This window comes from Streptomyces sp. NPDC092045 (assembly GCF_044756005.1).
In the GTDB taxonomy this organism is placed as follows: Bacteria; Actinomycetota; Actinomycetes; order Streptomycetales; family Streptomycetaceae; genus Streptomyces.
This window is the reverse complement of sequence record NZ_JBIVSC010000003.1, coordinates 718,210-731,925: the sequence shown is the minus strand read 5'-3', so window position 1 is coordinate 731,925 and position 13,716 is coordinate 718,210. Positions and strand designations below refer to the sequence as shown.

The following is a 13,716-nucleotide window of genomic DNA, read 5'->3' as shown; positions in this document are numbered from 1 at the left end:
CCGCGAACGGCGCGATCTTCGCCTCCGCCAGCGCACGCACCGACTCCCGGAGCATGTCGTGCTCCTCCGAAGGCCGATACAGATCGAAGTCCTTGCCCATGATGTGGAGCTCCCCTAGACGCTTGTGGCACTGAGTACCCTCAGCAAAGCACACTCAGTGCCACAAACGCCAGGGCGCCCCGACGCGTGACGCGTCGGGGCGCCGGACGGACCGGGCGGCCGGCCCTACGGGCGGGAGATTTCCGCGAAGTTCTCCTCATTGCGGCGGAGCCGGTTCGCGTCGTATTCGGCGGCCAGCTCCTTCGCGCGGCTCTCGGTCATCTCCAGGCGAATCAGCACGGCCGGGGTGCATATCGTCGGCATGACGTGTCGGAGCAGGACCAGAACGCGGTGCGTCAGATCATTCCGGTCGCGCAGGATCTGGGACATGGTCTGGATTCCGGCGAAAGCACCCGAGAAGAGTTCGGCGGTGTCCGTCACGTCCACGTGGACCAGGAGTTCTCCCTGCGCCTTCGCCGCCATCAGGGCCTCCGACACCTGGTCGATCCAGGCCCGGAACGGAGCGGCCCGGTCGATTCCCATGGCGCCGCTGTCCAGCGCCAGCGCGACGCTCGCCCGCACCAGCGGGTCGCACTGCAACCGGTGGGCGAGGAGGAAGCCCTGGTCGACGAGCTCCTGCACCTTGATGGGCTGCGGGGTGAGCGGCTCGTCGAGCATCTGGGCGGCCAGCACGCCGACGGCCAGGTCCTCCTTGGAGGTGAAGTGGAAATACAGCGCCCCCTTCGTCACCCCGGCGCGCACCAGGATCTCCCCGATGGTCGTCCGCTCGTAGCCTCGCTCGGCAAAAACGGCGGCGGCCGACTCCAGAATCGTCTGCCGGGTCCGAATTGCACGTGCTTGCTGCGCCAAGGCGCCTCCCGCTGTCTCGCTGTCTGTGCTCGCCGTGTGACTCGAAGCATTGAAAAGAAAACCGCGCTCTAAGTACCCTACGCCGGGCGGAATTGCCGTCCGGGGTGTGCAGTGAAGTACGAGGGGGAGCCATGGAACAGCACCACCGAGAAGCGACGACACCCGTACCCGGGGAGTTCGTCCACCGGCACGACCCGGCAGACATCATCCCCACGAGCTGGACGAGATCACAGGAGAACCGGTATTCCGTCTCCGCCCGCTGGCCTGCCTCGCATCCCTTCTTCTCGCCGGCGGCAGGTGGCCGGCACGACCCGGTCCTGGTGGCCGAGACGATGCGTCAGGCCACCATGCTCGTGGTTCACGCCGGGTTCGGGGTACCCGTGGACGATCAGTTCGTCATGTGGGACCTGTATTACACCGCCGACCCCGAGCTGCTCCTCCTCGACGGCTCCTCCCCGGAGATCGCCGTCGACATCGCCTTCCCCGGCTACGACGGGAGGCCGGGCCGGGTGCGCAACCTGCGCGTCGACGTCGTGCTGACCCGCGACGGGCGCCGGATCTCGACCGGTGGCGGCACGATCCGCTGCACCTCGGCGCCGGCGTACCGCAGGATGCGCGGCGACCGCATGGCCGCCCTCGGCCGCCCGGTCCCCCTGATACCCGCGGTGGCCCCGCACCTGGTCGGCCGCGAGGACGCCAAGGACGTCGTCCTGGGCCCCGGCGACCGCCCCGGCCGGTGGCAGCTGCGGATCAACACCGCCCACCCCACGCTCTTCCGCCGCCCGAACGACCACGTCCCCGGAATGGTCCTGCTCGAAGCGGCCCGGCAGGCGGCGATGCTGGCGACCGGCAACACCGTCTACCTCCCCACCGTCGTGGACCTCTCCTTCTCGCGCTACGCCGAGCTCGACACCCCCTGCTGGGTCGAGGCCGAGGTCGTGGCCGCCCCCGGCGACCCGGCGACCACCGTCCGCGTCACCGGACAGCAGGACGGCCTGCCCGTCTTCGTCTGCACGCTCACCTCCCCGCCCCGGGAACCGGCGGTGGCCGGCCCCGGCGCCGCCGTCCGGCTGGCCGGCTGAAGGGCCGGACGACGACGATGGCTCCTCGCATCCTGATCACCGGCGCGTCCGGCTTCATCGGCGGCCGGGTGGCCGCCGCCGCGACGGCGGCGGAGGCCGGGCCCGTACGCCTGCTCGCCCGCGGCCCGCTCCCCCCGGCGGCGGACGCCGGACCGGAGCGCGCTCCGGCGGCCGAGACCGTCCCGGGCGACCTCCGGGACCCCGACTCCCTGCGCCGGGCCTGCGAAGGCGCCGACGTGCTGATCCACTGCGCCTCCGCGGTCGGCGGCGACGAGGAGACGGCCCGCGCCGTCAACGACGAGGGCACCCGGGCCCTGGTCGACGCGGCGGTGCGCGCCGGGGTGACCAGGATCGTCGCCCTGAGCACGGCCTCCGTCCACGGCCGCGGCCCCTTCCGCGCCGCCGCCCCCGGCACCCTGCCGATCGCCCCCGTCTCGGCCACCAGCCGCACCCGCGCGGCGGGCGAGCGGCACGTCGTGGAGGCCGGCGGGACCGTCCTGCGCCCCCACCTCGTGTACGGGACCGGGGACCGGCAGCTCGTGCCCGGCATCGTCGGGCTCCTCGGCGCGCTGCCCGGCCCGCTCGACGGCGGCACCTCGCTGCACTCCCTGATCGAGGTGGGCGCCCTGGCCCGCGTCCTGCTCGCCGCCGCCCTCTCGCCGGACACCCAGGCCGGCCCGTACCACGTCGACCACCCCGATCCGGTGCCCGCCGGGGAGCTGCTCGCGGTGGGCGAGGAGCTGCTCGCCCACCGGGCCGGGCCGCGCCGGGGACCGGCCCTCGACGTCGCGGAGGCACGCGCCCTCCTGGCCGCCCACCCCTTCGCCGTCCACCACCTCGACATGCTCGCCGTCGACCACTGGTTCTCCGACGACCGGCCCTGGAAGGAGCTGGGCTGCGACCCGGGCCCCGGCTTCGTCGAGGGGATCGCCGGCCACCTGGAGTGGTACCGGAGCACGCTCGGCCCCGCCCGGACGGCCCCGCCCGGGTCCTCCTGACCCGGCGCCGCCTCGGGACCGGGAGAGCCGAGGGCGCGGCCCGCACCGCGAGAAGCGCGAAACCGCGAGAACCGCGGACCCCGGCCCGCACCGCACCACCCCCGACCGAACGAACCGAACGAACCGAACGAACCGAGAGAAGGCGCCACCGACATGTCCGCGCTGGACGGAAAGACCGCGATCGTCACCGGAGCGAGCCGCGGCATCGGAAGGGGCATCGCCGAGCGCCTCGCCCGTGACGGCGCCCTGGTCGCCGTGCACTACGGCAGCGACGAGGAGGCCGCCCGCGAGACGGTGGCGACCATCGGGAAGAACGGCGGCCGGGCCTTCCCGTTCCGCGCGGACCTGGCGGCGCCGGACGCCGTCGACGTGTTCTACGCCGCCCTGGACGCCGGCCTCGCGGAGCTGGGCGAGGGGCCCGGGTTCGACGTCCTCGTCAACAACGCGGGCGCGAGCGGCTCCGGCCGCATCCACCAGCTCACCACCGAGACCTTCGACCGGCTGTTCGCGATCAACGTGAGGGCCCCGCTCTTCCTCGTCCAGCGGGGCCTGGACCGGCTGCGCGACGGCGGCCGGATCGTCAACATCTCCTCGGCGGCGACGCGGCACGCCTTCCCCGACTCCGTCACGTACGCGATGACCAAGGGGGCCGTCGACACGATGACCCTCGCCCTCGCCAAGGAGCTGGGCCCCCGGGGCATCACGGTCAACGCCGTGGCCCCCGGCTACATCGCGACGGACATGAACGCGCGGCGCCGGGCGACGCCCGAGGCGAGCGCCGCCCTCGCCGCGCTCTCGGTCTTCAACCGGCTCGGGACGCCCGCCGACGTGGCGGACGTGGTCGCCTTCCTCGTCTCCGACGACGCCCGCTGGATCACCGGCCAGTACGTGGACGTGACGGGCGGCACCGCGCTCTGAACCCGCCCGCTCCGGCCCGGGGGCCGGCCTCGGACCGGTCCCCGCGCACCCCTCCTCGGGGCGGTTCCCCGTCGATAAAGTGGGGGCACGATGACACGTTTCCGCGAGAGCGTCCGGTCCCTGCTGCGCGAGCAGGTGCTCGACGCCGCCCACCGCCTCGTCGCCGCCGAGGGCTGGAGCGGGCTGCGCATGACCTCCATCGCGCGGGCCGCCGGCATCAGCCGCCAGACCCTCTACAACGAGTTCGGGGCGAAGGAGGCCATCGGCGACGCCCTGGTCCAGCGCGAGCTGGAGGGCTTCCTGATCGGCATCGAGCGCGAACTCGACTCCCACCGCGGTGAGTTGGAGGCGGCTGCGGCGGCCGGCGTCGGCTACACGCTCCAGCAGGCCGTGGACAACCCCCTCATCAAGAGCGTCCTGGTCGCGGCACGGGGCGGCGAGGACGACCTCCTCGCCTACCTCACCACCCGCACGGAGCCGGTCTTCGGCACGGCCATGGCGATGCTCCACACGTACGCGACCGAGGCCTGGCCCGAGGTGGACGAGGAGTCGCGCGGGCTCGCCGTCGAGACGGTCGTCCGGCTCACCGTCAGCCACATCGTCCAGCCGGTGGCCCCGCCCGCCGAGACGGCGGCGCGCATCGCCAGGATCACGGCGAGGATCTCGTACCCCGGAGGCCGCTGAGGAGCGCCCCGCCCGCTCCGGAAGGCGCCGGACACACGACGAGGCCCGGTGTCGAACACGGGGGATCTCCGACACCGGACCTCTGTTGAATATTCTACGAGATGCCCGGGAGTGCTCGCGCACCGCCGCCCGCCGACGGGCGAAGCGCGGACGGACGGGGTACACCTCCCCTGAGACGCGGACACGGCCGGACCCGGCCGGGACACCCCTCGCCCGCGTCGCCGACGCCGAGGAGGAGGCAGCCGTGGAAGGCAGGAGCAAAGGGTTCGTGCGGTCCTTCAACCGTCTCGGGGGATACGGGTTCGTCGTCCCCGTCGGCTCCCGGGACCAGGTCTGGTTCAGCGCGGAGGACATCGAGGACGAGAGCGGGACCGTCTCGGAGGGGCAGCAGGTCTCCTTCGTCCTGGTCCTCGGGGACGGCCGCTTCGAGGCCAGGCAGCTGCGCGTCTGACGCCCACCGCGCCCCCGGGCACGTCCCCGGGCCGGTGGTACTGTGCCGGGGCCAGTCGCACCTTTGTACGCGCCCGAACGGGTGCGTGCACGGGTCAGGGAATCCGGTGCGAGACCGGAACTGACGCGCAGCGGTGAGGGCGACGGGCGGAGCATCGGCCACTGGGCGGCGACGACGGCCCGGGAAGGCGCCCCGTCCGGACGACCCCGAGTCCGAAGACCTGCTGGCGGCCCCGGCGCACGCCCGCCCGGGGAGCACCGTACGACAGGCTCCGCGCATGAGCCGTGGCCGCAGAGGAAGTCCCGTGCCGCTCGCACACCCCGTCCGCTCCGCCGTGCCGTTCCTGACCGGAGTCCTGCTCCTGACCGCGACCGGCTGCGGCGCGGGGACCACCCCCGCGTCCGACCGGCCCGCCGGGAAGCCGAAGAACGGGTATCCCGTCGTCCTCGACGACAACTGCGGACGGCCCGTCCGCGTCGAGCGCGCGCCGGAGCGGGCCGTCGCCCTCGACCAGGGCGCGGCGGAGATCATGCTCTCCCTCGGCCTCGCCGACCGCATGGTGGGCACCGGCACCTGGACGGACCCCGTCCTCAAGGGCCTGGAGAAGGAGAACGCCGAGGTCCCGCGCCTCGCCGACCGCTACCCCTCCTTCGAGAAGGTCCTCGACGCCGAACCCGACTTCGCCGCCGCCTCCTTCACGTACACCCTCGGCAAGGGCGGGGTGGCGGCCCGCGAGCGGTTCGAGAAGCTCGGCGTCCCCACCTACCTCTCGCCCACCGACTGCGTCGGCAAGGACAACAGCGGCGACGGCGACGGCGTCCGCGTCCGACCGCTCACCATGGAGACGGTCTACGGCGAGATCCGCGACCTGGCCCGGATCTTCGCGGTCCCGGAGCGCGGCGAGAAGCTCGTCGCCGAGCTCAAGGCCCGCGTGACGAAGGCCACTTCGGGCGGGGACTTCAAGGACGCCACCGTCCTCTACTGGTTCGCCAACGCCGAGGCGCCCTACATGGCGGGCTGCTGCGGCGCCCCCGGCATCGTCTCCCGCGAGCTGGGCGCGAAGAACGTCTTCGACGACACCAGGGAGGAGTGGCCCCAGATCAACTGGGAGACCGTCGCCGACCGCGACCCCGACGTCCTCGTCATCGGCGACCTCACCCGCCGCTCGCAGTCGGCCGAGAGCGCCGCCGAGAAGATCGAGTTCCTGGAGTCCGACCCGGTCACCCGCAGCATGACGGCGGTCGAGAACAAGCGGTACGTGCTGCTCAGCGGCCAGGCGCTCAACCCCACGATCCGCACCGTCGAGGCCGTCGAGAAGGTGGCGGCGGCGCTCCGCTCGTACGGCCTCGCCAAGTGACCCCCACGGCCGTGAAGCCGTCCCCGGCGCGCGCGGGAGCCGCGGTCCCGCTGTGGACGGCGGCCGGACTCGCCCTCCTGGCCGCGTCGGTCGCCGCGGCGATCACCATCGGCCCGGCCCGCATCGGCGTCGCCGACGTCTGGGCGACGGTCGCCGCCCACCTCGGCGGCGGCGCCCCGGCGCTCTCCCCGATCCGGGACGGGATCGTGTGGGACCTGCGGCTGCCCCGCACCCTCCTGGCCGCCGTCTGCGGCGCCGGGCTCGCCCTCTGCGGCGCGGTGATGCAGTCGCTGCTGCGCAACCCGCTCGCCGACCCCTTCGTCCTGGGCGTCTCCTCGGGCGCCTCGACCGGCGCGGTCGCGGTCGTCGTCCTCGGGGTCGGCGGAGGGGTCCTCTCCGTCACCGGCGGGGCGTTCCTCGGCGCGGTCTGCTCCTTCGCGCTCGTGCTGCTGCTCAGCCACACCCTCGGCGGCTCGACGGACCGCGTGGTCCTCTCCGGGATCGCCGCCATGCAGCTCTTCTCCGCCCTCACCTCCTTCGTCGTGATGACGGCCGCCGACGCGGAGACCACCCGGGGCGTCCTCTTCTGGCTGCTCGGCTCGCTCGCCGGGGCCGGCTGGACCGACGTGTGGGTGTGCCTCGCGGTCCTCGCGACGGCCCTGACGACCTGCCTCGGGTACGCGCGGACCCTGGACGCGTTCGCCTTCGGCGAGGAGGCCGCCGCCTCGCTCGGCGTCTCCGTCGCCCGGACCCGGCTGGTCCTCCTCTGCGTCACCGCCCTCCTGACGGCCGCCCTGGTCTCCGCCGCCGGGGCCATCGGCTTCGTCGGACTCGTCCTGCCGCACGCCGCCCGCGCGCTCACCGGGCCCGGCCACGCCCGGCTCCTGCCGGTCACCGCCCTGGCCGGAGCGGTCTTCCTGGTCTGGGCCGACACGCTCGCCCGCACCGTCCTCGACCCCCAGGAGGTCCCGGTGGGCGTGGTGACCTCGCTGATCGGCGTCCCGGCCTTCGTCCTGGTCCTCCACCGCACGCGCAGCACGAGGAGCACCCGATGACCTCCACCGGAGGAGACACGGGCGCGGGCCTGCGCGCCGACCGGGTCTCGCGCACCGCCGGCGGCACCCTCGTCCTCGACGGCGTCAGCGTCGCCCCGGTCCCCGGCACCGTCACCGGCCTCCTCGGCCCCAACGGCTCCGGCAAGTCCACGCTCCTGCGGCTCCTCGCCGGCGTCCTCGCCCCCGACTCCGGGGTCGTCACCCTCGACGGCGACCCGCTGGCCGGACTCGGCCGCAGGACCGTCGCCCGGCGCCTCGCCACGGTCGAGCAGCAGTCCGACACCCAGACCGACCTGACCGTCGTGGACGTCGTGCGCCTCGGCCGCGTCCCGCACCGCAGGGCCTGGACCCCGCCCTCGGCGGCCGACGAGGCCGCCGTCCGCTCCGCCCTCGCCCGCACCGGGCTCGCCGACCGCGCCCGCCAGCCCTGGCGGACCCTCTCCGGCGGCGAGCGCCAGCGCGTCCAGATCGCCCGCGCCCTCGCCCAGGAACCGCGCGAGCTCCTCCTCGACGAGCCCACCAACCACCTCGACGTCCAGCACCAGCTGGACCTCATGGAGCTCGTCTCGGGGCTGCGCCTCACCGCCGTCGTCGCCCTGCACGACCTGAACCTCGCGGCGATGTACTGCGAGCGGCTCGTGGTCCTCTCCGCCGGCCGCGTGGTCGCCTGCGGCACGCCGGACGAGGTGCTCACCGAGGAGCTGATCGCGGACGTCTACCGGGTCCGGGCCGCCGTGACGCACCCGGACCCCGGCCGCCGCCCCCACGTCCGCTTCCTGGGGACGGCCGGGCCCCCCTACTCCGCGTCGCCGGACTCCGGCTCCAGCGCGTCCATGAAGGAGCTGACCGAGAACACCGCGCGCCCGGGACCGGCCGGACCGTAGCCGGGCGGGGCGGTCAGGCCGTTCTCCCGGAGCGTCTCCGTGTACGCCTCCAGGAGCCGCAGGTGGTACTCCAGGGGCGCGCCGTCCGGGTTCTCGCGGCCCAGCGGCGTCGTCGGCTCCGGGCACCAGGTGGTGAACCGGGGCGTGATCCCGCGCGACATGAAGAACCGCAGGCCCTCCCGGGTGGAGGCGATCGCCTCGTCCACGGTCAGGAAGCCCGAGGGGCGCGCCATCTCGACCCCGGCGACGAAGTTCGGGATGACGTTGCGCGGCCCGAAGACCTCCGCCGAGTCCAGGATCCGGCGGTGCCACTCGTCCCGGCCGATGTAGCGCTCCTTGCCGGGGCAGTACAGCTCGAACAGGCGCCGGTCCCACACCTCGTAGTTCGGGTGGTAGATCCGGATGCCGTAGTCGTGGAAGCGCCGCACGTCCTCCTTGGGCAGGGCCTGCGCGACGACCTTGCCGATCCAGCGGCCGGGGAAGCGCTCCTCGATCGCCTGCGCGTACTGCCCGTAGAAGTCGGCCTCGTCCTTCCCGCCGACCTGCGAGGTGACGGCCCCGCCGGTCAGGGTGTACGCGGTCGACGCGCGGGCCGTGTCGTGCCGGTCGATGATCTCCAGGGCCTCCAGGACCTCGTCCACCGGCTTCACCCCGGTGTACGGGCGGCCCGCCGCCTTGTGCTGGCGCCAGTTGTGGTTGATGTCGCAGTACTGGCACTCCTCCTTGGCGCCGAAGTACTGGCACACCCGGAAGACCGTCAGGTAGATCAGGTAGCCCCACTGGATCGTCGGCGCCACCTCCATCACGGACTTGCCGTTCGACAGCGGGTGCCGGTAGTACTCCGGCATCGGCGGCAGGCCGACGTCCGCGATCCGCGCCCCGTCCAGGAACAGGGCGAGCGCCCCGTCCCCGTCCGGCGCGACCCGGTACGGCGAGGACGGGTTCACCCGCACCGACACCACCGTGCGGCGCAGCCCGTACGGACCGCCGGTCAGCACGATCTCCTCCGGCGGGCGGTTCAGGGCCGCCTCCCCGAGCTCCGGCAGCGTCCGGTGGTCGAAGGAGAAGATGAAGTACGACTTCGGCTTCACCTCGCCGCCCTCGTTGCCGGACAGGGCGGAGGGGTCGAAGGCGACCCCGCCGCGCAGCAGGTCCTCCTTGAGCACGGCCTCCCGGGGAATCCCCGGGAAGCGCTCCATGAGGGACTCCACGACGGACGTGCGGGTGGGTGCGACGCTGGACACAGGCGGGTCTCCGGAGGTGAGGGGCTTATGGAGCCGACGTGTACCCCACGCTACGCGCGCACACCCGCGACGGGTCGGCCGGGGCTCCCGGACCGCCGGGTCCGGGGCGGCGCGGCCCCGGACCCGGCGGACGCCGTCAGGCGCCGGACAGCTCCCCCCGCACGGTGCGGGCGGCGGCGACCAGGTTCTCCAGGGAGGCCCGGGTCTCCGGCCAGGCGCGGGTCTTCAGACCGCAGTCGGGGTTGACCCACAGGCGCTCGGCGGGGATCGCCTCCAGGCCGGTGCGCAGCAGGTCCGCCGCCTCCTCCGCGCTCGGCACCCGGGGCGAGTGGATGTCCCAGACGCCGGGACCGGCCTCGCGCGGATAGCCGTGGGCGGCGAGCTCGCGGGCCACCTGCATGTGGGAGCGGGCCGCCTCCAGGCTGATGACGTCCGCGTCGAGGTCGTCGATCGCCTGGACGACGTCCCCGAACTCGGCGTAGCACATGTGGGTGTGGACCTGCGTGTCCGGCCGCACGCCGCCGGTGGCGAGCCGGAACGCCCCGGTCGCCCACGCCAGGTACGCCGGACGGTCGGCGGCCCGCAGCGGCAGCGTCTCGCGCAGCGCCGGCTCGTCCACCTGGATGACGGAGGTGCCGGCCGCCTCCAGGTCGCCCACCTCGTCGCGCAGGGCGAGGGCGACCTGCCGGGCGGTCTCGCCGAGCGGCTGGTCGTCGCGGACGAACGACCAGGCGAGCATGGTGACCGGGCCCGTCAGCATGCCCTTGACGGGCCTGGACGTGAGGGACTGGGCGTACGAGGTCCAGCGCACCGTCATCGGCTCGGGCCGCGAGATGTCGCCGGCCAGGACCGGCGGGCGGACGTAGCGGGTGCCGTACGACTGGACCCAGCCGTGCTGGGTGGCGAGGTAGCCGTCGAGCCGTTCGGCGAAGTACTGCACCATGTCGTTGCGCTCGGGCTCGCCGTGCACCAGGACGTCGACCCCGGCCTTCTCCTGGTACGCGACCACCTCCTGGATCTCGGCCCTGATGCGCTCCTCGTACCCGGCCGCGTCGATCCGCCCGGCCCGTAGGTCGGCGCGGGCGGTGCGCAGCTCGCCGGTCTGCGGGAAGGAGCCGATGGTGGTGGTCGGGAGCAGCGGCAGGCCCAGGTGGGCGCGCTGGGCGGCGGCCCGCTCGGCGTACGGCTGCGAACGGCGGGCGTCCGCCCCGGTGACGGCCCCGGTGCGGGTGCGCACGGCCGGGTTCCGGGTGATCGGGGAGTTCGCGCGGGAGGCGAGGGCGGCGCGGTTGGCGGCCAGTTCGCCGGCGATCGCGTCGGTGCCCCGCGACAGGCCCTCGGCCAGCGTCGTGATCTCGGTGGTCTTCTGCTTCGCGAAGGAGAGCCAGCGCAGGATCTGTGGGTCGACGTCCTTCTCGGCCGCCGCGTCGAGCGGCACGTGGAGCAGCGAGCAGGAGGCGGAGACGTCGACCCGGTCGGCGAGGCCGAGCAGGGTGCCGAGGACGGACAGGGACTTCTCCAGGTCGTTGACCCAGATGTTGCGCCCGTCGACCACACCGGCGACGAGGCGCTTGCCGGGCAGGCCGCCGACGGCGGCGAGGCCCTCCAGGTTGGCCGCCGCCGGACCGGTGAAGTCGAGCGCGAGGCCCTCGACCGGCGCCTTCGCCAGGACGGGCAGGGCGTCGCCGAGCCGGTCGAAGTACGAGGCGACGAGGAGCCGGGGCCGGTCGCTGGGCGCGCCGAGGTCGCGGTAGGCGCGCGCGGCGGCGTTCAGGTCGGCCGGGGTCCGGTCCTGGACGAGCGCGGGCTCGTCGAGCTGCACCCACTCGGCGCCGGCCGCGCGCAGGTCCGCGAGGACCTCCGCGTACACCGGCAGGAGCCGGTCGAGCAGGGTCAGCGGGTCGAAGTCGGCGGGCACGCCCGGCGCGGGCTTGGCGAGCAGCAGGTAGGTGACGGGGCCCACGAGCACGGGCCGGGCGGCGAGGCCCAGGGCCAGCGCCTCCGCCAGCTCCGCGACCTGCTTGGCCGAGTCGGCCGTGAAGACCGTGTCGGGCCCCAGCTCCGGCACCAGGTAGTGGTAGTTCGTGTCGAACCACTTCGTCATCTCCAGCGGGGCGACGTCCTGCGTGCCGCGCGCCATGGCGAAGTAGCCGTCCAGGGCGTCGGCCGCGACGGCCTCGCGGTGGCGAGCGGGGATCGCGCCCACCATGACGGTGGTGTCCAGGACGTGGTCGTAGTACGAGAAGTCGCCGGTCGGCACCTCGTGGACGCCGGCCCCGGCGAGCTGCCGCCAGTTGGTCCGGCGCAGTTCGGCGGCGGTGGACCGGAGGGCGTCGGCGGTGACGCGGCCCTTCCAGTAGCCCTCGATCGCCTTCTTCAGCTCCCGGTCCCGGCCCTGGCGCGGGTAGCCGTACACGGTGGCCCGTGCTGCCGCGGCTGCGGACTTCGTGGTCACGGAGATCTCCTTCGCGAGATGAATCCCTGAGGTCCCGGGGACGGGGAGAGGGCGCGAAGGGGCGACGGACCGGACGGTACGCGTGCGCGGCGGGCACGGTCGTCCGTCGGGTGTGTGCGCCGACCCGCCCTCGAGGTCACCGGGATGTCCGCGCGCGGAGTCGTCCGCGTGCGGGCAACGGGCAGGTCTTCGGACTCGCGGGCACGCCCTCCGGACTGGTCCGGCGGACACCTAGTGGCCGTCGCTTCCCAGCCCCTTCCCGGGGCCAGTGCGTATGACGGCGGTCGTTCCCGCTCACCGCTGCGGGGCAGTCCCGGATTCCCACCGGGTTCCCTCTTACGACGCGTCCCGCCTGGCGGACGGGGGCGAACCAGCTGCCCGGTCAGACTACGGGGTCGACCGCCGGAGCGGGGGAGCGCATCTCGCCATTCGGGCAGGGGAGAGGGACGCGCGAGTGAGGATCGAGCAAGCGGGGCCGCTCGCGCGGGCCGGCCGTCCGGGCGTCTCCGCCCGGTCGTAGACGTGGAACCCCCGGCCGCTCCTCCGGCCGAGCAGCCCCGCCTCCACCCTCCGCAGGAGCAGCGGCGGGGCGCGTACAGGGGTTCCTTGGACTCCTCGTACAGCGAGCGCGCGATGGAGGCGACCGCGTCGAGCCCGGTGAGGCCCGCGAGCCGCGGCATCGCGGACAGCGGGTACGGGACGAGCAGGGCGTTGACGACGAAGCCGGCCCGGTCGTGGGAGCCGATCGCGGTCTTGCCCGGGGTGCGGGCCGCGAAGTCGGTCACCGCGGCCGTCGCCGCCGAGGTGTGGAGGATCGTGTGGAGGGGGAGGCGGAGGCCCTGCCGCACCGGACCGGATACTGTCCGGACGATCTCGAAACGGCGGCGGGGGCACGATGGACTGGGCGATGCTGCTGGGCGGGATGGCCGCGGGGCTGCTGATCTCCGTGGTGACCGCGCCGGCCGGGGTCTCGGGAGCGGTGTTCCTGCTCCCGGTCCAGCTCAGCGTCTTCGCCGTGCCGAACCCCTCCGTCACGCCGACGAACCTGCTGTACAACGTCGTCGCGGGACCCGGCGCCCTCTGGCGCCACAGCAGGACCGGCGCCCTGCGCGGCCCGCTCACCCGCCGCCTGGTGGCGGGCACGCTCCCCGGGGTGGTGGTCGGCGCGGTCGTCCGCGTCTTCGCCCTCCCGGGCCCCACCGTCTTCCGCCTCCTCATCGCCGCGCTGCTGCTGCCCCTCGGCACATGGCTGTGCGTCCGCACCCTGCGCCCCGCCCGCGAGCGCCCCGCCGCCGAACCCTCGCCCCGCACCGTCACCGGACTCGCCCTGGCGGTCGGGGTGGTGGGCGGCATCTACGGCATCGGCGGCGGCTCCCTCCTCGGCCCGATCCTGGCGGGCCGGGGCGTCCCCGTCGCCCGCGTGGCCCCGGCGGCCCTCGCCGCCACCTTCACGACCTCGGTCGTCGGAGCCGTCACCTTCGCCCTGCTCTCCCTCACCACCACCGAGGCCGCCGCCCCCGACTGGACCCTCGGCCTCGCCTGCGGCCTCGGCGGCCTGATCGGCGGCTACCTCGGCGCCCGCCTCCAACCCCACCTCCCGGAAACCGCCCTCCGCCTCCTCCTGGGCACCCTGGCGACGACCCTGGGAGCGCTGTACGCGGTCCAGGCCCTGTTGTGAG

General features: G+C 74.1%; 12 protein-coding genes, 1 pseudogene and 2 riboswitches. Of the genes and pseudogenes, 9 read left to right on the top strand and 4 right to left on the bottom strand.

What is annotated here, in order from left to right; all coding sequences use genetic code 11:
• Positions 1–225: 225 nt before the first annotated feature.
• A complete protein-coding gene (locus ACIQKA_RS13480) occupies positions 226–909 on the bottom strand; it encodes a ScbR family autoregulator-binding transcription factor (protein ID WP_383151909.1) in 684 nt (227 codons plus the stop codon).
• A gap of 131 nt (positions 910–1,040) precedes the next feature.
• Here ACIQKA_RS13480 and ACIQKA_RS13475 point away from each other — a divergent pair, with 131 nt between their 5' ends.
• The 8 genes from ACIQKA_RS13475 (at position 1,041) to ACIQKA_RS13440 (ending at position 8,338) form a co-directional block, all read left to right on the top strand.
• On the top strand, positions 1,041–1,991 hold the full coding sequence (locus tag ACIQKA_RS13475; RefSeq protein WP_390107768.1) for a ScbA/BarX family gamma-butyrolactone biosynthesis protein: 951 nt from the start codon (positions 1,041–1,043) through the stop codon (positions 1,989–1,991).
• 17 nt (positions 1,992–2,008) lie between these two features.
• Positions 2,009–2,989 carry an NAD-dependent epimerase/dehydratase family protein gene (locus tag ACIQKA_RS13470; protein ID WP_402540949.1) on the top strand — a complete coding sequence of 327 codons (981 nt, stop codon included), beginning with the start codon at positions 2,009–2,011 and terminating at the stop codon, positions 2,987–2,989.
• Between the two features lie 153 nt (positions 2,990–3,142).
• A complete protein-coding gene (locus tag ACIQKA_RS13465) occupies positions 3,143–3,907 on the top strand; it encodes an SDR family NAD(P)-dependent oxidoreductase (RefSeq protein ID WP_383151906.1) in 765 nt (254 codons plus the stop codon).
• A 90-nt stretch (positions 3,908–3,997) separates the two neighbouring features.
• Positions 3,998–4,591, top strand: a complete 594-nt coding sequence (locus tag ACIQKA_RS13460; protein ID WP_391094230.1) for a TetR family transcriptional regulator — start codon at positions 3,998–4,000, stop codon at positions 4,589–4,591.
• Between the two features lie 244 nt (positions 4,592–4,835).
• Positions 4,836–5,042, top strand: coding sequence for a cold shock domain-containing protein (locus ACIQKA_RS13455; protein WP_391094229.1), 207 nt, complete (start codon positions 4,836–4,838; stop codon positions 5,040–5,042).
• Positions 5,043–5,138: 96 nt separating this feature from the next.
• Positions 5,139–5,264: riboswitch (cobalamin riboswitch) on the top strand.
• A gap of 55 nt (positions 5,265–5,319) precedes the next feature.
• A complete protein-coding gene (locus tag ACIQKA_RS13450) occupies positions 5,320–6,399 on the top strand; it encodes an ABC transporter substrate-binding protein (protein ID WP_391094227.1) in 1,080 nt (359 codons plus the stop codon).
• Positions 6,396–7,454 carry a FecCD family ABC transporter permease gene (locus tag ACIQKA_RS13445; protein ID WP_383442455.1) on the top strand — a complete coding sequence of 353 codons (1,059 nt, stop codon included), beginning with the start codon at positions 6,396–6,398 and terminating at the stop codon, positions 7,452–7,454. Before ACIQKA_RS13450 ends, ACIQKA_RS13445 begins: the two co-directional genes overlap by 4 nt.
• Positions 7,451–8,338 carry an ATP-binding cassette domain-containing protein gene (locus tag ACIQKA_RS13440; RefSeq protein ID WP_391094226.1) on the top strand — a complete coding sequence of 296 codons (888 nt, stop codon included), beginning with the start codon at positions 7,451–7,453 and terminating at the stop codon, positions 8,336–8,338. Before ACIQKA_RS13445 ends, ACIQKA_RS13440 begins: the two co-directional genes overlap by 4 nt.
• On the opposite strand, the gene ACIQKA_RS13435 is transcribed toward ACIQKA_RS13440, so the two are convergent.
• The 3 genes and pseudogenes from ACIQKA_RS13435 to ACIQKA_RS13425 all read right to left on the bottom strand — a co-directional run.
• Positions 8,251–9,537: a radical SAM protein gene (locus ACIQKA_RS13435; protein WP_390108539.1), complete on the bottom strand. Its 1,287-nt coding sequence runs from the start codon at positions 9,535–9,537 to the stop codon at positions 8,251–8,253. The two genes, ACIQKA_RS13440 and ACIQKA_RS13435, sit on opposite strands and share 88 nt — an antisense overlap.
• Positions 9,538–9,718: 181 nt before the next feature.
• Positions 9,719–12,037, bottom strand: coding sequence for a 5-methyltetrahydropteroyltriglutamate--homocysteine S-methyltransferase (gene metE, locus ACIQKA_RS13430; RefSeq protein WP_402540947.1), 2,319 nt, complete (start codon positions 12,035–12,037; stop codon positions 9,719–9,721).
• A 183-nt stretch (positions 12,038–12,220) separates the two neighbouring features.
• Positions 12,221–12,376: riboswitch (cobalamin riboswitch) on the bottom strand.
• 171 nt (positions 12,377–12,547) lie between these two features.
• Positions 12,548–12,855, bottom strand: a pseudogene (locus ACIQKA_RS13425) (3-hydroxyacyl-CoA dehydrogenase family protein); the annotation flags it as partial.
• A gap of 77 nt (positions 12,856–12,932) precedes the next feature.
• On the opposite strand from ACIQKA_RS13425, the gene ACIQKA_RS13420 reads away from it, so the two are divergent.
• Entirely contained in the window at positions 12,933–13,715 is a 783-nt protein-coding gene (locus tag ACIQKA_RS13420; RefSeq protein WP_383151899.1) for a TSUP family transporter, read from the top strand.
• Position 13,716: the final 1 nt, after the last annotated feature.

Bases quoted from the DNA above. Each gene is read 5' to 3' on its own strand.
- ACIQKA_RS13450 (WP_391094227.1), top strand. From the start codon at position 5,320: ATGAGCCGTGGCCGCAGAGGAAGTCCCGTGCCGCTCGCACACCCCGTC.
- ACIQKA_RS13460 (WP_391094230.1), top strand. From the start codon at position 3,998: ATGACACGTTTCCGCGAGAGCGTCCGGTCCCTGCTGCGCGAGCAGGTG.
- ACIQKA_RS13420 (WP_383151899.1), top strand. From the start codon at position 12,933: ATGGACTGGGCGATGCTGCTGGGCGGGATGGCCGCGGGGCTGCTGATC.
- ACIQKA_RS13475 (WP_390107768.1), top strand. From the start codon at position 1,041: ATGGAACAGCACCACCGAGAAGCGACGACACCCGTACCCGGGGAGTTC.
- ACIQKA_RS13470 (WP_402540949.1), top strand. From the start codon at position 2,009: ATGGCTCCTCGCATCCTGATCACCGGCGCGTCCGGCTTCATCGGCGGC.
- ACIQKA_RS13435 (WP_390108539.1), bottom strand. From the start codon at position 9,537: ATGGAGCGCTTCCCGGGGATTCCCCGGGAGGCCGTGCTCAAGGAGGAC.
- ACIQKA_RS13465 (WP_383151906.1), top strand. From the start codon at position 3,143: ATGTCCGCGCTGGACGGAAAGACCGCGATCGTCACCGGAGCGAGCCGC.
- ACIQKA_RS13440 (WP_391094226.1), top strand. From the start codon at position 7,451: ATGACCTCCACCGGAGGAGACACGGGCGCGGGCCTGCGCGCCGACCGG.